The following is a 16,694-nucleotide window of genomic DNA, read 5'->3' as shown; positions in this document are numbered from 1 at the left end:
ACTATTGGTTCAGCGTTCGTCGTCGAACCAGGATTCGCGGTCAAGCCAGGTCATCAGCTCCTTTTCCTCCTGATGACGCTCAATGGCTCTTCGGGCCTCAAGCAGGCGTTTGGTCGCGTGTTGCTTGCGCCGGATTTTCTGTTCAACATCGTATCCAACCATGATGTCGAAAACCTCAGTCTGAATCGGGTCCAGATCCTGTTCTTTCCGTATCAGCATAGCCTCTCTCCGATCTCAGGGTTGCCGCTATCGGGAGACAGAAGGTGTCTGTCCGATGACAGCAAACACTCCAGGAGTTTTTTATTTACCCTAACCGGCGCCGAATTTCAAATCACCGGTATGCATCAGGGTAGAGGCTTCGTGTTGCAGTGAGATGAATGACGGCTCTATTCGCCGTCATCCTCGCTGTCTGATCCGCGGCGCAGGGTGGGAATCCGCTTGTCGTTCTGGCGCAGGCTGCGCAGGCTGCGTTTGATGGTCTTGAGGTGGTCCAACAGTACCGGTCCCAGTTTCATGGCCACGCCAACGGCCAGGACATCAATGATGACCAAGTGTACGACGCGAGAGGACATCAGCGTGCTTAGATCCTTGTCCTCTTCCACATCGACATGAATGGGAATGGTTGCCAGATCGGCAAGGGGGGTGTTGCCCGGACAGAGGGTAATCACGGTTGCGCCCTTGTCCTTCACCAGTTTGACGGTATGCAGCAGATCCTTGGTACGGCCAGTCTGGGAAATGGCTACAACGGCATCACCTTCACCAAGCGTCAGGGCCGAAATGGTCTGCATGTGAGGGTCGGAATAGGCGGCTGCCGATACCATCAGCCTATAAAACTTGTGCTGGGCATCGGCACAGACTGGTGCCGATGCCCCGAAACCGTAAAACTCGACCCGGTTTGCCTTTGCCAGACAGTCGATCGCCTCTTCCAGGGTGCCGGGATCAAGCTGATCGCGGATATTGATCAAGTTGCCGATCATGGAGTCGAAGATCTTCTGCTTAAACTCGATCACTGTGTCTTTGGAATCGAGCGAGAACTGTTCATAGCTGGCGTTGCTGGCGAGACCCTGGGCCAGTGTCAGCTTGAAGTCCTGAAAGCCATCGTAATCCAGCGCACGACAGAAGCGTACTACGGTCGGTTCACTGACTTGTGCTTCGGATGCCAGATCAACAATACGCATGTGAATTACGTCATTGGGGTTGGCCAGCACATAGTCAGCCACTTTCTGCTCAGACTTGCGCAGGTCAGAGCGGGCTTCAGCAATTGATTTGAGCAGGTTGAAGGAGTTCATCTCCGTCACATCCGATTATCAGCAGAAGGTCAGGAGTATAACAACGAAAACGGTATCGGCCCAATGCTGCTCAAGTGCTGTTCTGGCCTGCATTCAGGTAATTGCAGCCTGTATGAGAGCATGCTAATTTCAAAAACGTTATCCACGCTTAACAACAAATTATAAAGCATAAGGAACAAGAGCCGTGAAACGCAGACAATTCATTCAGGGTGCTGGAGCCGCTACAGTCGCAGCAGGTACCCTGGTATCCGGTAAGGCGATGGCCGCGCCGGAATACAAATGGAAGATGGTCACCACCTGGCCGAAAAACTTCCCGGGCCTGGGCACGGGTGCCAACCATCTGGCCGACATGATCAAGCAGATGACCAATGGCCGCATCGAAGTGAAGGTGTATGGTGCCGGTGAGCTGGTCGGGGCATTGGAGATCTTTGATGCCGTCTCCCGCGGTACGGCGGAAATGGGTCATGGTGCCGCCTATTACTGGAAGGGCAAGAGTACGGCCGCTCAGTTTTTCTCTGCCGTACCCTTTGGTCTGACGGCTCAGGAGATGAACGGCTGGCTCTACCACGGTGGTGGCATGGAGCTGTGGCAGGAAGTGTATGACCAGTTTGGCCTGGTTGCCGGAGCTGCCGGTAACACCGGTGTGCAGATGGGCGGCTGGTTCAACAAGGAGATCAACAGCGTTGAGGATCTCAAGGGCCTGAAGATGCGTATCCCAGGCCTGGGCGGCGAGGTGCTCAAGCGTGCTGGTGGTACTCCGGTACTGCTGCCCGGCGGTGAAATATTCCCGTCACTGCAGTCTGGTGCCATTGATGCTACCGAGTGGGTTGGTCCGTACAACGATTTGGCGTTCGGTCTGCACAAGGCAGCTAAATACTATTACTACCCGGGCTGGCATGAGCCGGGCACCACGCTGGAATGCTTCATCAACAAGGAAGCGTTTGAGGCTCTGCCCGATGATCTGCAGGCAATTGTGCGTGCGGCCCTGCGGGTAGCCAACCAGGATATGCTGGCCGAATCCATGGTGAAGAACAACCGTGCGCTGGAACAGCTCGTGAACGAGCACGGCGTCGAGCTGCGCAACTTCCCGGACGACGTGATGCGCAAGCTGCGTGAAATCTCTGATGAAGTGGTGGCGGAAGAGGCGCAGAAGGATGCCATCACCAAGAAAGTGTATGACTCCTTCGTGGCCTATCGGGCTCAGGTTGAAAAATGGACGGCTGTAGCTGAGCAGGCCTATATCAATGGCCGTTCGCTGAGCTGATCTGCAGTCTGCTGCACTGAAGAGGATTCAAGGCCGGGCACTGTCCGGCCTTGTTTTTTGGGAGATATCAATGTCGGATCAACTTCAAACCCTCAGGGACTATTTGACTCGTCACCACGGTGGTGATGGTTCTGTGGCGGCTCAGCGAACCCTGGAGGGACATGCGCGCAACCATGATGACCTGTTCCGCCGCTTCTGGGCAGAGCATGCAGAGCCTGTTTTGTCCCGTGGCAGCCGGGTGGTAGACCTGGGATGTGGCCCGGGGCTGTTTCTGCGAGATCTGTCCTTGAGCGGCCCCGAGCTGGATCTGGTTGGGGTTGAAGCAGCCCCTTACATGCTGGAGCAGGCTTGCGATGACGATTATGACTTCAGCATCCGTGTGGCTGATTTGAATGACCCGCCAGCCGATCTGTTTGAAGCCGAATCCATAGATGCGGTGCTGGCCAATCGCCTGTTTCACGAGCTACACCAGCCGCTGGTGCTGTTGCAGCAACTGCATGGCTGGCTTAAGCCAGGTGGCGTACTGATTCTGGTTGATATGGTGCGCCAGCCGCTGGGCAGTTTTCTGACCCATAAATTTGGTCAGGATCGACTGGATGAAAAACAGGACGCCAAGGCGATGGCTGCCCTGTTTGAGGATTACTTCGAACACAACCGCTATCACGACTATGACTTGCTGGCGCTGCTGAGCCTGACCGGCTACGAAGTGCTGGCGGATGAATCGATCCGCAGCGGGCGAGCGGTGCAGATCGCGGCGCGTAGGCCTTTATAGGCCTGACGCACCGCCGCCGAGCAGCTGTCACACCTTGTGATAGATCTCGGCGCCGCTGTCCTTGAACTCTTCCGACTTCTGCTTCATGCCCTGTTCCGCCTGGGCATTGATCGCCGCGACCTGCGCATCGTCCAGCTCACGAACCTCCTGAGAGATCTTCATGGAGCAGAACTTGGGTCCGCACATGGAGCAGAAGTGGGCCACCTTGGCGGATTCCTTCGGCAATGTTTCATCGTGGTAGGCACGGGCAGTGTCCGGGTCCAGACCGATGTTGAACTGGTCTTCCCAGCGGAATTCGAAGCGCGCCTTGGACATGGCGTTGTCGCGGATCTGCGCGCCGGGATGACCTTTCGCCAAATCGGCCGCATGCGCCGCGATCTTGTAGGTGATGATACCGGTCTTGACGTCATCCTTGTTGGGCAGGCCCAGGTGCTCCTTCGGCGTCACGTAGCAGAGCATGGCACAGCCGTACCAGCCGATCATCGCCGCGCCGATACCTGAGGTGATGTGGTCGTAGCCCGGGGCGATATCGGTGGTCAATGGGCCCAGTGTATAGAAGGGCGCTTCGTGGCACTCCTTCAGCTGCTTGTCCATGTTCTCCTTGATCATGTGCATCGGCACGTGGCCCGGGCCTTCGATCATCACCTGCACATCGTGCTGCCAGGCGATTTTGGTCAGCTCGCCCAGGGTTTCCAGCTCGGCAAACTGGGCCGCGTCGTTGGCGTCGTAAACCGAGCCCGGACGCAGGCCGTCGCCGAGTGAGAAGGCCACGTCGTAGGCCTTGCAGATTTCGCAGATCTCTTCGAAGTGGGTGTAGAGGAAGTTTTCCTCATGGTGCGCAAGACACCACTTCGCCATGATGGAGCCTCCACGGGAGACAATGCCGGTCATGCGCTTGGCGGTCAGCGGCACATAGCGCAGCAGCACGCCTGCGTGAATGGTGAAGTAGTCCACGCCCTGTTCCGCCTGCTCGATCAGGGTGTCGCGGAATACTTCCCAGTTCAGGTCTTCGGCGATGCCGTTAACCTTCTCCAGCGCTTGGTAGATCGGCACGGTACCGATGGGAACCGGCGAGTTGCGCAGGATCCATTCACGGGTCTCGTGGATATTCTTGCCGGTGGACAGGTCCATGATGGTGTCCGCGCCCCAGCGCGTGCCCCAGGTCATCTTCTCCACTTCTTCCTCGATGGAAGAGGTCACCGCAGAGTTGCCGATGTTGCCGTTGATCTTCACCAGGAAGTTGCGGCCGATGATCATCGGCTCCAGTTCCGGGTGGTTGATGTTGCACGGGATGATGGCACGGCCTTCAGCCACTTCCTGGCGTACGAACTCCGGCGTGATCTCTTCCGGCAGATAGGCGCCGAAGTTGTGGCCCGGGTGCTGCTCGGCAACCACGTTGCCTTCCGCTCTGGCCTTGGCCAGTTTCATGTTCTCGCGGATGGCGATGTATTCCATCTCCGGGGTGATAATACCCTGACGTGCGTAGTGCAGCTGGGTCACGTTTCTTCCGGGTTTGGCACGACGGGGTTTGCGAGTGAGCTCGAAGCGCAGTTCGTCCAGACGCAGGTCGGCGGCACGGGCGCGGCCATATTCGGAGGTCAGTCCGTCCAGCTGCTCGGTGTCGTCACGTTCCAGAATCCAGTTTTCACGCAGCGGTGCCAGGCCCTTGCGCACGTCGATGCAGGCGTCCGGATCGGTGTAGGGGCCTGAAGTGTCGTAGACATACAGCGGATCGTTCTTTTCGCCGCCCATGTCGGTCGGTGTATCGTCCAGGGTGATTTCGCGCATCGGCACGCGGATATCGGGGCGGCTGCCTTCAACATAGACCTTGCGGGACTTCGGGAAGGGCTGCACGGAGTCCCTGTCGACCTGTGCACTCTGGTTGAGGGGCATTGAACTCGGCTGTTGGGTACTCATCTCACTCTCCGGTTTTATCGTTTTTTGTGCGTGTCAGGGGGCTTAATCGGCCAGATCCAGGCCCATCTGCCAGAAACTGACTTCCATGCGGGTGGCGGTGCTAAAGCGCTGTTCCAGTGCGGTCAGACGGCTGGCGGGAAGATCCTGCCCCAGCCTGTCCAGCAGCTCACGTTCGGTGGCGGCCGCCTGCTGATATTCCTCGCTCAGGTACATCTCGATCCAGGCGTTGTACGGGTTGCCTTCGCGGAGGGTATCCGGCTGTTCGGTCAGCCAGTTGGCGATTTCGGCATAGCCGATGATGCAGGGCGCCAGCGCCACGTGCAGGTCGAGCAGATCGCCGGCGAATCCTGCATCCAGTACATAGCGGGTGTAGGCTACTGTGGCCGAGGCTTCCGGCAACGCCTGTAACTGTTTTTCGCTGATGCCCCAGTCGCGGCAGTAGTCGACATGCAACCCGATTTCGGTATCCAGCATGGCGTTGAGACCGGCCTGGGCGTAGCGCATGCTGTCCAGGTCCTCGCTTTTGAATACGGCCAGACCCCAGGCACGGCTGAACTGGATCAAAAACAGGTAATCCTGCTTCAGATAGTGCTGGAAACATTCCTTGGGCAAGGTTCCCTGTCCCAGCTGGCGCACGAAGTCGTGCTGGATATAGGCGTTCCAGTCATCGGCACACCGGGTTTTGAGATGGTCGTACAGTGACTTATTCGCAGATACGTTTGCAGACACGGGGTACCTCCTGTTCGGTTACGGCTGCGGGGTCGAGGCTGGCGCTGAAGAACTGGTGTTCCAGCACGCACATCTGGCGGAACAGCCTGGCCAGTTCCTCCAGCGTGGCGTCATTGCGGTCGGTAAAGCTGTCCACCTGGCCGCGCAGCCAGGCGACGAACTGCTCGAACTCGGGCAGCACATGGATGTCGATCCATTCCTGCAGATAGAAACGGCTGCCGCGCGGCTTTTTCGCCTGTTGCTGCGACCAGCTCAAATAGGACCATTCGGCGACGCAGAGGCAGATGATGGCGCGTTCGTAGCTGACTTCGGACGCCTTCATGGTGTCGATGATCGCCCGGCTGACCGGGTGCAATGCCGGGTTCAGGTAATCGGCCTCGCTCAGCCCCAGTGCTTCGAAGGAACGCAGGAAATAGGTGTTCTCGTCGCTGGTCAGCGCCGCCAGGAAGCCGGCCAGCACGGATTTTGGCGGCATCGCCGGGGCGTTGGCGAGGGTGCGTGCGACCAGGTTGACCAGGGTGTCGATGAAGGCGTAGTCCTGCACCAGGTAGCGGGCATAGACCTCGTCGGCCAGGCGGTCATCGCCCAGCGCGTCGGTGAACGCATGGTTCACCGCCCGGTTCCAGTCGGTTTCGGCGTAGCCGCGCAGCTGTTCGCTCAGCGGCTGCTGTGGGTGCTGTTGGCGGTAATCGGCAAAGGTCATCGGGCTTTCCATTTTGTTTGGCTCAAAGCTGTCCATATTGGTCGCTCAAGGCTGTCCATGTGGGTGTTCAGGGCACGATGGCGTAGTCGGCCACCGGCGGATTGCTCTTGGCCAAGCCCTGTTCCTGCATGAAAGCGCCGACGCGCTGGTAGCGGGCCTTATCCAGTGCTGCCGGACGCAGCGCGAAACGACTCAGGGTGTCGGCCCAGGCGCGACGGTTGAGTTCGGTGTTGAGCTCGTCTGGCTTGTAGCTGACGAAGGCTTTCCAGGCGTCATCCGGGTGGTTGACGATGTACTGGGTCGCCTGTTCCAGTGCGGCCATCACACGGGCGAAGCGTTTGTCACCCCGATCCTGGTTGTTGATCACCAGTACCAGCTCGTCATAGGCGGGGACGCCTTCCTCTTCTACGTAGAAGGCGCGGCCCGGATGGCCCTCGATATCCATCTGGTTCAGTTCGAAGTTGCGGTAGGCGCCGATCACCGCATCGACCTTGCCGGTAATCAGGGACGGCGACAGCGACCAGTTGACGTTGACCATCTCGATATCGTTCAGGGTCAGGCCGTGCGGCTTGAGCATGGCGCGCATCAGCGCTTCCTCGTAGCCGCCCACCGAGTAACCCACCTTCTTGCCCTTGAGGTCGGCCAGGGTCTTGATCGGGCCCTGATCCAGAACCACCAGCGAGTTCAGCGGTGTGGCGATCAGGGTGCCGATGCGGGTCAGTGGCAGTGCTTCACCGACCATCACGTGCAGCTGCGGCTGGTAGGTCAGCGCCATGTCGGCCTTGCCGGCGGCAACCAGCTTGGATGGCATCGACGGGTCGGCAGGCTCCACCAGATTCACCTCCAGTCCCTGCTCGGCAAAGTAGCCGTTCTGTTGTGCAATGATCAGCGGGCCGTGATCAGGGTTGATGAACCAGTCGAGCAGAAGCTCGACCTTGTCGGCCGCCAGCAGCTGGGTCGAGAACAGGCAGCCACAGAGCAATGCAGTCAATCGTTTCATCGGGAATCACCTCGGGGTGTGGACGACGTGGATTCACTCACCCAAGGGGTGAGCCGCCGTGCGATCAGGTTGACGGAAAAATAGAGTCCAAGCGCCATTACGGCGAGGACCAGCAGGGCCGCGAACATCAGGTCTACCTGCATGCGCGCATTGGCATTCAGCATCAGATAGCCCAGCCCACTGGAAGAGCCGACCCACTCACCGACGATGGCACCAATGGGGGCGACCGATGCGGCGACCCGCAGGCCGGATCCAAGTGCGGGCAGGGCCGCAGGCAGGCGGATCTGCAACAGCTGGGTACGGCGACTGGCGCCGAGGGTACGTGCCAGCTGCAGGTAACCAATGGGCGTTTGACGCAGGCCATCAAAGCAGGCGGCGGTCACGGGGAAGTAGATGATTAATGTGGCCATGGCGACCTTGGAGGCCATGCCGTAGCCAAGCCAGAGCATCAAAACCGGCGCCAGTGCAAATACCGGGATCGCTTGGCTGACCACCAAAACCGGCAGCAGCCAGCGGCGCAGGCCGCCCCAGGTCACCAGTGAAAGGGCACTGGCCAGTCCCAGCAGCACGCCGAGCATCAGGCCCAGCAAAATCTCGATCAGGGTGACACCGGCGTGCTTCATCAGCAGCGGAAACTGACTGAACAGAGTTTCTAGCACGCGCAGGGGGCCGGGCAAAATGAATGTGGGGGCATCGGTCAGCCCGACAATCAGTTGCCAGATCAGCAGCAACCCGGTGGTGATGATCAGTGGACGCAGAACCTGCATCATGCGGCACCCTCCATCAGCAGCTCAAGCAGCTGTGCCTGCAGCTCAAGCAGGGCAGGGTCGGTGACCGGTCTGGGTGTGCTTCCAATCGGCACTATCGGGTCCGACAAGCGTGCTGGGGAGCCCTGCAGTACCAGGACACGATCCGACATGCGCAGGGCTTCCAGCGGATCATGGGTGATCATCAGCACGGTTCGATCGGCCAGCAACTCGACGGCCAGGTCCTGCAGTTTGAGCCGGTTGATCGCATCCAGTGCAGAGAAAGGCTCATCCATGCAGACCAGAGGCTGATCCTGAAACAGGGTGCGGGCCAGTGCCACACGCTGGCGCTGACCGCCGGACAGCTGCCCCGGCAGGGCAGTGGCTCGATCGTTCAGACCCACCTGCTGCAGCAAATATCCGGCCAGTTCACGCTGTTCGCCTGAGGGTTTGCGGCCCTGCTGCAGCCTGGCGCCAAGCAGCACGTTGTCTTGAAGATTCAGCCAGGGCAGCAGCAGATCCTGCTGGGACATCCAGGCCACGCGGCCAGCCAGCGGCAGGCCATCACTGCAGTGAATCTCGCCACTGATGCTGGCCTCGTCGGCAATGCCGCAGAGCAGCTGCAGCAAGGAACTTTTGCCGACACCGGACTGGCCCAGAATGCAGGTCCACTGCCCACTTGGCAGTGTCAGATTCAGGTCGCTGAATACGCAGTGCTGCTGCCAGTTCAGGCTGGCTTGACGAAGTTCAATATCCAAGGCTCACCACCAGGCGTGGAAGTGATGAGTTGGGCCGTGCCCTGAACCCACCTGTAGCCGATCGGCTGCCGTGATGGCTGCTGTGATATAAGTCTTGGCTTCGGCCACGGCAGTGTGCATATCCCGCCCCCTGGCCAATCCGGCGGCAATCGCGGAGGAAAGAGTGCAGCCGGTACCGTGGGTGTTGGCGGTGGGGATGCGTTTGGCCGGCAGCCAGTGGGTCTGCCCGTCCATCAGCAGCAGATCGGCGCTGTCGTCACTTGCCGAGTCGGTCAGGTGGCCGCCCTTGACCAGTACCGCCTGAGGGCCCATTGCCAGCAGCTCTCTGGCCTGTGTCAGCATTGCATCCGTATCGGTCGCTTCCGGTGCGCCCAATAATACGGCTGACTCCGGAAGGTTGGGGGTGATCAGGGTCGCCAGCGGCAGCAACTCGCTGCGCAGCGCCTCAACTGACTCGTCTGCCAGCAGCTTGTCGCCGCTTTTGGCGACCATGACTGGGTCAAGCACGATATTGCGAAGGCCACGGTCACGCAGAATAGTCGCGATGGTTGTAATGGTTTCCGGACGGCTGAGCATGCCGATCTTGATCGCATCGATGTGGATATCGTCCAGCACGGTATTAAGCTGATCGGCGATAAAGGCGGGTGGAACGTCGTGGATGGCACGAACTTCACGGGTGTTTTGTGCCGTCAGGGCGGTGATCACCGAGGTGCCAAATACGCCAAGTGCTGAAAAAGTCTTCAGATCCGCTTGAATACCGGCACCGCCGCCGCTGTCGGAGCCGGCGATAGTGAGAGCGATGGGTGTGTGTGCGTGTGTCATGCGGATGCTCCAGTACGGGAGAAAACCGCACCAGCCATGGGCATGCATGGAGTGATAGTAACGGTCATCTCGATTTCCTACGCCGGTACAAGCCGGATCAGGTTCAGCGGGTCTCATCTCAGCCCATCCAGTGTGGGCACCCCGACCAAGAATCTGTGGCTAGTTTAGGCACAAGCGCTACCACTGTCTATGCTGTAACCAGATGCCGGCTGCTTTCAGGTCAGGCCGGCACCTTTTGAGCAGGAGTAGATGCCATGAATCCGCTGGAAAATGTCGATCTGTTGTGCCCCTGGTGCGGTGAGCCGATCAGTCTGATGATCGAAGTGACGGAGCCTGAGCAGGAATACACAGAAGATTGTCCAGTCTGTTGCAGCCCGATTCAGGTTCAGGTCAGCGTAGGTGATCAAGAGCGCCCCGAGGTTAGCGTTGAGCGTGAGGGTGGCTAGTAACAGGGAGTCGTTATGCAACCAGAAATTGAAAAAAGCCGGCAGAGACTGCTGGAGTCGAGTCAACCGCTGGACGTTGAAATACGCTGCAGTGCTCTGCAATTGCTAACCAGTATGTGTGACCGACTTGCGCTGCGGGCTGATGCCGATACCGAATCACTGAACGAGATCGTGCACCAGACACGTGTGGACAGTAAGCGCCTGCGTGCGCTCTGGCGTCTGCTGAAGCCTGGGCTGAAAACCACGGACTACAGCAGGCTCGAGCGTTTGAGCAAGGGACTGGCCAAGCCGCTTGCCTCCAGTCGCGATGCGCAGGTCATGAAGGAAACGCTGGATTGGGTGAGTGCAGACCTCCCGCCGGATGTTCGCCAACGATTGTTGCCGGGGTTGGTGCAGGTACTTGGACATGTGACAGTGAATGAACCGGCATTGTTGCAGGTTGTGCAGACACTGCTGAGGCTGGAGCAGGCTATTGTGGCCGTTGATCTGAGTTCAATGAGTAAACGACATCTGCACAAAGGGCTGAAGCAAACCTGCCGCAAGGGCAGTAGCCTTTCCCACGAAGCACTGCAAAAGCATGCCATGGAGCCGATGCACCGCTGGAGGAAGTGGGTCAAGTTACTATTGTTCCAAAGTGGTTGGTTGCTGGATGAAACCGCTCCCAAATGGATTAGCCAGGTTAAAGCGCTCGGAAGTGCTCTGGGACGACTGCATGACCTGGATGTACTGACTGTACAGATGGAAGAGGCTCGTGCCTGTTTTTGGCAAGAGGATCTGGATCAGGTGAGCACAGGCATTAAGGCAATCCGCCTAAAAGCGCTTGCCGAGATTGATACCCTTACCGACGAGATTTACGCAAAGCGGGCTCGCAAGAGGGCAAAACAGTTGTATCGGCGCTGGAAGCATTAGGTGTTTAAAGATTAGGCAGTATTCATATAAGCATATGATTTAAAGGATCTTTACCTCGATAGACACTATGTTAATCTGTGCGCATTAGGCGACGAAAGTTGCGCAAATTATGAATTAAGCAGGTAGGCCCCCATGTTTTTCAAAAACCTCAGAGTTCGTGCCAAATTATGGCTGTTGATCGGTATTGCCGGTTTTATGTTGCTGTTTCTAACTTCGACAGCACTGCTGGATATGCGCCACTCACTTCAGCAGGAGCGTGAAGCCCAGCTGAATTCATTACTGGACACTACCTTGAGTCTGACAGCTTCCTTGCAGGCACGGGTAGCTGCGGGCGAGCTGAGCAGCGATGAGGCGCGGCAGCAGGCACGTACTCTGTTGGAAAACATGCGCTATGCCGGCAATGAGTATTTCTTTGTTCTCAATGCCAACGCCGACATTCTGGTACATGGGGGCGATACGTCTCAGGCAGGTCGTAATCTGAAATCAGCAAGAACCCCGGATGGGGTACCTGTATTTGCGCAGATGGCAGCGATGATCGGCGGTGGAAAAAAGGTAGAGGCATTTAGTTATCTTTGGCCCAAGGCCGGCAGTACCGAGCCTCAACCCAAGCTGACGCTGGCCAAATCCTTTGAGCCCTGGGGTTGGGTGATTGGCACAGGGGTATATATGGATGACTTGAATGCGGCGTTCATGGAAGACCTCATACACCTTAGCCTTCAGCTGCTCGTTGCCCTGGCCCTTCTGATACTGTGTGCGATTCCTATCGGGCGCACGATAATAATGCCTCTTGATATTATCAGTGACGTGATGAAGCGTGCTGCCAATGGTGATCTTCGGGTGCGTACCGAACTGACCAGCCGGGATGAGCTGGGCAAGGTGGGTCGGCGTATCGATGAAACTCTGGGCGTGTTCCAGGATCTGGTACACCAGATTGCCGGCTCGGCGACCCAGGTATCAGCCAGCGCTGAAGAGTTGGCCCGCAGTGCCGAGGAAACCAGCGCGGCGCTGGATGCACAGGCGCAGGAAGCTGAGCTGCTCTCCACCGCCATGAACGAGATGGCCGCCAGTGTGCATGAGGTCGCCCGCAGTGCCGGTGAAACGTCGGCGGCGATTGAAAGTGCCGATCATGAAGCCGATGAAGGCAATCATGATGTTGAAGATACCGTTGAGCGTATTCAGGCGCTTGCTCGCGAAGTTGATGCAGCGGCTGAGGTGATTCAGGCTCTGGAAGGTGACACGGTTCAGATCGGCCAGGTGTTGGGCCAGATCCAGGCCATTTCCGAACAGACCAACCTGCTGGCGCTGAATGCGGCGATTGAGGCGGCTCGCGCCGGTGAGTCCGGCCGAGGCTTTGCGGTGGTGGCTGATGAAGTCCGCCAGCTGGCGCAGCGGACCCAGGGCTCTACCGAAGAGATTCGCAGCATGAACGATCGTTTGCGCTCGGCTGCTCAGCGGGCTGTTGAAGTGATGGAGCGTTCCAAGGAGCGTGCGGATGCCAGTGTCACAACAGCCCAGCATGCGGGCAAGGAGCTGAGCCGTATCGTGGAACAGATGGCGCTCATTCGTGACATGGGCGTACAGGTGGCAGCGGCGGCCGAAGAGCAAAGTCAGGTATCGGAAGAGATGAACTCCAATCTGCTGCGTATCACCCAAGCTTCTGAAAGCACGGTTGCGGCTGCGAATACAGTGGCAGCCAGTGGTGAACAGCTGCAGCAGCTGTCACGCAGTCTGCAGCAACAGATCAATCGCTTCAGTACCTGATCTGGGCCTGTTGGCAACAGGGGGATATACTGGGGCGAAATGTCTGAACATGCGCGGAGAATTATGAAATATCGCATCATCCCGGTAACCCCGTTCCAGCAGAACTGTACTCTGCTCTGGTGTGAGCAGACCGGCAAGGCAGCCGTGGTCGATCCCGGCGGAGACCTGCCCCTTATCAAGGCTGCCATTGCCGAAGAAGGGGTAACGCTGGAAAAGATTCTGCTGACTCACGCTCATATAGACCATGCTGGTGGAACCGCTGCGCTGTCTCATGAGTTGGGTCTGACCATTGAAGGGCCGGGTCACGAGGATGAGTTCTGGATTGAGGGATTGCCCAAGCAGAGTCAGATGTTCGGTTTTCCGAATGTGGATGTGTTCACGCCGGACCGTTGGCTGGAAGAGGGTGATCGTGTCAACTTCGGTGAGGTTGAACTGCAGGTGATACACTGCCCGGGACATACGCCTGGTCACGTCGTGTTTTACCACGCAGACTCGTCACTGGCACTGGTGGGTGATGTTCTGTTTCAGGGCTCCATTGGCCGCACGGACTTCCCGCGGGGTGATCATGCCACCCTTATCCGCTCGATCAAGGAAAAGCTTTTGCCATTGGGCGATGAAATACGTTTCATACCCGGGCACGGTCCCATATCGACCTTCGGTCAGGAGCGGCTGACCAATCCGTTCATTGCCAGTCGGTTTGGCTAATGTTCCCGACTCTTTGAGGAAACACCACCGCTGACGATAAAGGTGGTAACGTCCCCGGCCGGCTGGTCCAGAGCTGTAACCCGGTTGGCAGGGACGATAATCAGGTTTCCGGCAAAGTTGTATGATTGTGGCAGGTAAACAGCTACCTCTTCATTCAACCCCCAGTGTGATAAATCCTCAGCTGTGATGAATCCGGCAACACGCACACCGGCTTCTTCGCTCAAGCAAACCAGTACTGGCTTGTTGAAGCGCTTGTCCTCACCCAACAGTGCGTTGAACAGATCTCCTACAGCGTTATAGAGCAGCTTCACCAGCGGTATCCGCTTCATCAGTTGCTCAAATCGCCTGACCAGATAACGGCCAAGGTAGTTATTGGCCAGTATGCCCACTACCGTGATCAGTGTCAGTGTCGAGGCGATAGCCAGAAGAGTGGTGGGCCAGCCAGGCTCGAGCTGGGGCAGCAACTGATGAAACAGTCGGCCAAGCGCCGAGAACAGGGTGTTGTTCAGGGCCATGAAAATGGCATATACCAGATAAAAGGTGATAACGGCCGGCAGCAGTACCAGCAATCCCTTGAAAAACAGCCGAATCAGAGTGTTCATGGATATCCCTTCTATTTGTGCAACAGCAGCGCCAGTTCGAACAGTTGCGGGTCAAGTCCCTTGCGATAACGGATTACGCTATCGAGAGGAATATCCAGTATGGCACCTTCGGACACGCCTACCATAATGTCGTTATAACCCGCCAGCAGATAGCTTACGGCCATGGCACCCAGTCCAGAAGCCAGTACCCGATCATGCCCACTCGGATGCCCTCCGCGCTGAATATGGCCGAGAATGCAGACCCTTGGGTCTTCGCCCTGCTGCTGCAGCTGCTGAGCCAGCCTGTAGGTAAGGCCGGGCTCACGTCCCTCTGCTACAACAATAATGCCGCTGGAACCCTTGCCTGTTCGGCGATTTCCACATAGCTGGCGCCCCAGTTCTTCGATATTTACCTGGTACTCCGGCACAATCACCATCTCGGCACCGGCGGCAATACCTACATGAGTGGCCAGGAAGCCGGAGTTTCGGCCCATGACCTCTACCAGAAAGTAACGCTCATGCGACGAGGCGGTATCACGGATCTTATCAATGGCATCCAGGGCGGTATTGACGGCGGTATCAAAGCCAATGGTGTCTTCCGTACCGAAGATATCGTTGTCGATGGTGCCAGGAAGTCCGATAACGGCAATGTCACTCTCTTCAGCCAGTAGATGAGCCCCCGTCAGCGAGCCATCCCCACCAATTACGATCAGCGCACCTATTCCGGCATTTTTCAGGTTGGCTGCGGCCTGCTGCCGTATCTCCGGGTCCTTGAACGCCTCACAGCGGTCACTTTTCAAAATGGTGCCACCGCGCTGTACGATGTTACGGACAGAGGACGATGTCATCACGCGCAGGTCTCCGGCTACCAGGCCACTGTACCCCTTTTGAATACCGTATACCTGTACGCCGCTGTTCAGGGCCGCTCGCACGACGCCTCGAACGGCCGGGTTCATGCCGGGCGAGTCTCCACCGCTGGTCAGCACCGCAATAGCGTCGAAATCACGGATGGGTTCAAGATCAGGCAGACTGTACATAAGCGACTCCCTGGTAAGTGGGCATGCTGACACTATAACTGAATTATTGCGTTATCGTGATAGAAGTAGAAGCGATCCATCTTACGGTTTTTGCAGTAAAAAAAATCGGTTGCAGGTTGATGCCCGCTCAATGCTGGCCAATACTGAAAGCTCTGAGTCCGACCCGGCACGGGTGCGTGACCGCAGATTTCCGATCAAACAGGAGAGTTGAACATGGCGTTGAAAAAAACACTGATCTCAGCCGCGATGGCGGCAGGTGTAATGGCTGCAGGGCTGACCGCACCAACAACGGCGAGTGCGGAAAGCTTTATTACCATTGGTACCGGCGGGGTGACGGGAGTTTACTATCCCACAGGTGGTGCCATCTGCCGTCTGGTTAACAAGGACCGTTCTGAGCATGGCATCCGCTGCTCGGTCGAAAGTACGGGTGGCTCCATTTATAACCTGAATACAATCCGTGCCGGGGAGCTGGACATGGGTGTAGCTCAGTCCGACTGGCAATTCCATGCCTACAATGGCACCGATGCCTTTGCCGAACAGGGGGCAAACAAGGATCTGCGCTCCGTTTTTTCACTTCACCCCGAGCCGTTCACTGTGGTTGCGCGAGCCGACGCTGGTATCAAGAACTTCAATGACCTCAAGGGCAAGCGGGTCAATATCGGCAACCCGGGTTCAGGTCAGCGCGGTACCATCGAAGTCATCATGAAGGCGAAGGGCTGGACCAACAGCGATTTTGCGTTGGCATCTGAGCTGAAGGCTTCAGAGCAGGCCAGTGCACTGTGTGACAACAAAATTGATGCAATGGTTTACGTTGTTGGCCACCCAAGCGGCGCAATCAAGGAGGCAACCACTTCCTGTGAAAGCAATCTGGTAGAAGTGAATGACGCGGCCATCGACATGTTGGTGAATGAGAACAGCTACTACCGCAAGGCTGTGATTCCGGGTGGCATGTATCAGGGCAATCCTGATGATGTTGTAACCTTCGGTGTGGGTGCCACGATTGTAAGCTCTGCCAGTGTGCCTGATGATGTGGTTTATAATGTGGTCAAGGCGGTTTTCGAGAACTTCGACACCTTCCGCAAATTGCATCCTGCTTTTGAAAACCTGAGCAAGGAAGAGATGGTACGAGATGCCTTGACGGCACCCCTGCACCCGGGTGCAGAGAAGTACTACAAGGAAGCCGGCCTGCTTTAAGCACCGGCAGCAGGGGGGCGACTCCCCCTGCTCACCCCCTCCTTTCTGTCTGAAACAAGGG

At 57.5% G+C, this 16,694-nt stretch carries 18 protein-coding genes and 1 riboswitch; of the genes, 7 read left to right on the top strand and 11 right to left on the bottom strand.

Going from position 1 to position 16,694, the window contains the following annotated elements:
- Window positions 1-9: 9 nt before the first annotated feature.
- Both ACAM29_RS14345 and ACAM29_RS14340 read right to left on the bottom strand, forming a co-directional pair.
- Complete coding sequence (locus ACAM29_RS14345; protein ID WP_091827865.1) at window positions 10-219, bottom strand: PA3496 family putative envelope integrity protein; 210 nt, start codon at window positions 217-219, stop codon at window positions 10-12.
- A gap of 167 nt (window positions 220-386) precedes the next feature.
- Entirely contained in the window at window positions 387-1,289 is a 903-nt protein-coding gene (locus ACAM29_RS14340) for an SIS domain-containing protein (RefSeq protein ID WP_091827864.1), read from the bottom strand.
- A gap of 184 nt (window positions 1,290-1,473) precedes the next feature.
- Between ACAM29_RS14340 and ACAM29_RS14335 the strand changes: the two genes are divergently transcribed.
- Entirely contained in the window at window positions 1,474-2,553 is a 1,080-nt protein-coding gene (locus ACAM29_RS14335) for a TRAP transporter substrate-binding protein (RefSeq protein WP_369624518.1), read from the top strand.
- Window positions 2,554-2,623: 70 nt separating this feature from the next.
- The gene (locus ACAM29_RS14330) at window positions 2,624-3,325 is read left to right on the top strand and encodes a trans-aconitate 2-methyltransferase (protein ID WP_369624517.1); all 702 of its coding nucleotides are present in this window, start codon (window positions 2,624-2,626) and stop codon (window positions 3,323-3,325) included.
- Window positions 3,326-3,352: 27 nt separating this feature from the next.
- Here the strand turns inward: ACAM29_RS14330 and thiC are convergent, their stop codons facing one another.
- Genes thiC through thiD form a run of 7 tightly spaced genes read right to left on the bottom strand, consistent with a single transcriptional unit; the run spans window position 3,353 to window position 10,000 of the window.
- A complete protein-coding gene (gene thiC / locus ACAM29_RS14325) occupies window positions 3,353-5,242 on the bottom strand; it encodes a phosphomethylpyrimidine synthase ThiC (RefSeq protein ID WP_369624516.1) in 1,890 nt (629 codons plus the stop codon).
- A 42-nt stretch (window positions 5,243-5,284) separates the two neighbouring features.
- Window positions 5,285-5,941: a thiaminase II gene (tenA, locus tag ACAM29_RS14320; protein WP_369625149.1), complete on the bottom strand. Its 657-nt coding sequence runs from the start codon at window positions 5,939-5,941 to the stop codon at window positions 5,285-5,287.
- 4 nt (window positions 5,942-5,945) lie between these two features.
- Entirely contained in the window at window positions 5,946-6,710 is a 765-nt protein-coding gene (locus tag ACAM29_RS14315; protein ID WP_369624515.1) for a TenA family protein, read from the bottom strand.
- A gap of 31 nt (window positions 6,711-6,741) precedes the next feature.
- Window positions 6,742-7,674 carry an ABC transporter substrate-binding protein gene (locus ACAM29_RS14310; RefSeq protein WP_369624514.1) on the bottom strand — a complete coding sequence of 311 codons (933 nt, stop codon included), beginning with the start codon at window positions 7,672-7,674 and terminating at the stop codon, window positions 6,742-6,744.
- Window positions 7,671-8,441: an ABC transporter permease gene (locus ACAM29_RS14305; protein WP_369625148.1), complete on the bottom strand. Its 771-nt coding sequence runs from the start codon at window positions 8,439-8,441 to the stop codon at window positions 7,671-7,673. The genes ACAM29_RS14310 and ACAM29_RS14305 overlap by 4 nt, the downstream gene beginning before the upstream one ends.
- A complete protein-coding gene (locus tag ACAM29_RS14300) occupies window positions 8,441-9,178 on the bottom strand; it encodes an ABC transporter ATP-binding protein (protein WP_369624513.1) in 738 nt (245 codons plus the stop codon). The genes ACAM29_RS14305 and ACAM29_RS14300 overlap by 1 nt, the downstream gene beginning before the upstream one ends.
- Before the next feature lie 3 nt (window positions 9,179-9,181).
- Window positions 9,182-10,000 (bottom strand): bifunctional hydroxymethylpyrimidine kinase/phosphomethylpyrimidine kinase, encoded by an 819-nt coding sequence (gene thiD / locus ACAM29_RS14295; protein ID WP_369624512.1) that lies wholly within the window; start codon window positions 9,998-10,000, stop codon window positions 9,182-9,184.
- A gap of 57 nt (window positions 10,001-10,057) precedes the next feature.
- Window positions 10,058-10,154, bottom strand: a riboswitch (TPP riboswitch).
- Window positions 10,155-10,254: 100 nt separating this feature from the next.
- Between thiD and ACAM29_RS14290 the strand changes: the two genes are divergently transcribed.
- The 4 genes from ACAM29_RS14290 to ACAM29_RS14275 all read left to right on the top strand — a co-directional run bounded on the left by ACAM29_RS14290 (window position 10,255) and on the right by ACAM29_RS14275 (window position 13,821).
- Entirely contained in the window at window positions 10,255-10,446 is a 192-nt protein-coding gene (locus ACAM29_RS14290; RefSeq protein ID WP_206837575.1) for a CPXCG motif-containing cysteine-rich protein, read from the top strand.
- Between the two features lie 15 nt (window positions 10,447-10,461).
- A complete protein-coding gene (locus tag ACAM29_RS14285; RefSeq protein WP_369624511.1) occupies window positions 10,462-11,355 on the top strand; it encodes a CHAD domain-containing protein in 894 nt (297 codons plus the stop codon).
- Between the two features lie 132 nt (window positions 11,356-11,487).
- Complete coding sequence (locus ACAM29_RS14280; protein ID WP_369624510.1) at window positions 11,488-13,116, top strand: methyl-accepting chemotaxis protein; 1,629 nt, start codon at window positions 11,488-11,490, stop codon at window positions 13,114-13,116.
- A 63-nt stretch (window positions 13,117-13,179) separates the two neighbouring features.
- The gene (locus ACAM29_RS14275; RefSeq protein WP_369624509.1) at window positions 13,180-13,821 is read left to right on the top strand and encodes an MBL fold metallo-hydrolase; all 642 of its coding nucleotides are present in this window, start codon (window positions 13,180-13,182) and stop codon (window positions 13,819-13,821) included.
- On the opposite strand, the gene ACAM29_RS14270 is transcribed toward ACAM29_RS14275, so the two are convergent.
- Complete coding sequence (locus ACAM29_RS14270) at window positions 13,818-14,423, bottom strand: DUF502 domain-containing protein (RefSeq protein WP_091827851.1); 606 nt, start codon at window positions 14,421-14,423, stop codon at window positions 13,818-13,820. The two genes, ACAM29_RS14275 and ACAM29_RS14270, sit on opposite strands and share 4 nt — an antisense overlap.
- A gap of 11 nt (window positions 14,424-14,434) precedes the next feature.
- The gene (gene pfkA, locus ACAM29_RS14265) at window positions 14,435-15,439 is read right to left on the bottom strand and encodes a 6-phosphofructokinase (RefSeq protein WP_369624508.1); all 1,005 of its coding nucleotides are present in this window, start codon (window positions 15,437-15,439) and stop codon (window positions 14,435-14,437) included.
- A 213-nt stretch (window positions 15,440-15,652) separates the two neighbouring features.
- On the opposite strand from pfkA, the gene ACAM29_RS14260 reads away from it, so the two are divergent.
- Window positions 15,653-16,633, top strand: a complete 981-nt coding sequence (locus ACAM29_RS14260; RefSeq protein ID WP_091827849.1) for a TAXI family TRAP transporter solute-binding subunit — start codon at window positions 15,653-15,655, stop codon at window positions 16,631-16,633.
- Window positions 16,634-16,694 lie beyond the last annotated feature (61 nt).

The organism is Marinobacterium sp. BA1, from assembly GCF_041155135.1.
Classification (GTDB): domain Bacteria; phylum Pseudomonadota; class Gammaproteobacteria; order Pseudomonadales; family Balneatricaceae; genus Marinobacterium; species Marinobacterium iners.
This window is presented reverse-complemented; position numbering and strand designations above follow the sequence as displayed.

Coding starts and splice junctions, on each gene's coding strand:
- ACAM29_RS14315 (WP_369624515.1), bottom strand. CDS start 6,710: ATGGACAGCTTTGAGCCAAACAAAATGGAAAGCCCGATGACCTTTGCC.
- ACAM29_RS14345 (WP_091827865.1), bottom strand. CDS start 219: ATGCTGATACGGAAAGAACAGGATCTGGACCCGATTCAGACTGAGGTT.
- thiC (WP_369624516.1), bottom strand. CDS start 5,242: ATGAGTACCCAACAGCCGAGTTCAATGCCCCTCAACCAGAGTGCACAG.
- ACAM29_RS14260 (WP_091827849.1), top strand. CDS start 15,653: ATGGCGTTGAAAAAAACACTGATCTCAGCCGCGATGGCGGCAGGTGTA.
- ACAM29_RS14285 (WP_369624511.1), top strand. CDS start 10,462: ATGCAACCAGAAATTGAAAAAAGCCGGCAGAGACTGCTGGAGTCGAGT.
- ACAM29_RS14340 (WP_091827864.1), bottom strand. CDS start 1,289: ATGAACTCCTTCAACCTGCTCAAATCAATTGCTGAAGCCCGCTCTGAC.
- ACAM29_RS14270 (WP_091827851.1), bottom strand. CDS start 14,423: ATGAACACTCTGATTCGGCTGTTTTTCAAGGGATTGCTGGTACTGCTG.
- thiD (WP_369624512.1), bottom strand. CDS start 10,000: ATGACACACGCACACACACCCATCGCTCTCACTATCGCCGGCTCCGAC.
- ACAM29_RS14275 (WP_369624509.1), top strand. CDS start 13,180: ATGAAATATCGCATCATCCCGGTAACCCCGTTCCAGCAGAACTGTACT.
- pfkA (WP_369624508.1), bottom strand. CDS start 15,439: ATGTACAGTCTGCCTGATCTTGAACCCATCCGTGATTTCGACGCTATT.
- ACAM29_RS14330 (WP_369624517.1), top strand. CDS start 2,624: ATGTCGGATCAACTTCAAACCCTCAGGGACTATTTGACTCGTCACCAC.
- ACAM29_RS14290 (WP_206837575.1), top strand. CDS start 10,255: ATGAATCCGCTGGAAAATGTCGATCTGTTGTGCCCCTGGTGCGGTGAG.
- ACAM29_RS14305 (WP_369625148.1), bottom strand. CDS start 8,441: ATGCAGGTTCTGCGTCCACTGATCATCACCACCGGGTTGCTGCTGATC.
- ACAM29_RS14280 (WP_369624510.1), top strand. CDS start 11,488: ATGTTTTTCAAAAACCTCAGAGTTCGTGCCAAATTATGGCTGTTGATC.
- ACAM29_RS14310 (WP_369624514.1), bottom strand. CDS start 7,674: ATGAAACGATTGACTGCATTGCTCTGTGGCTGCCTGTTCTCGACCCAG.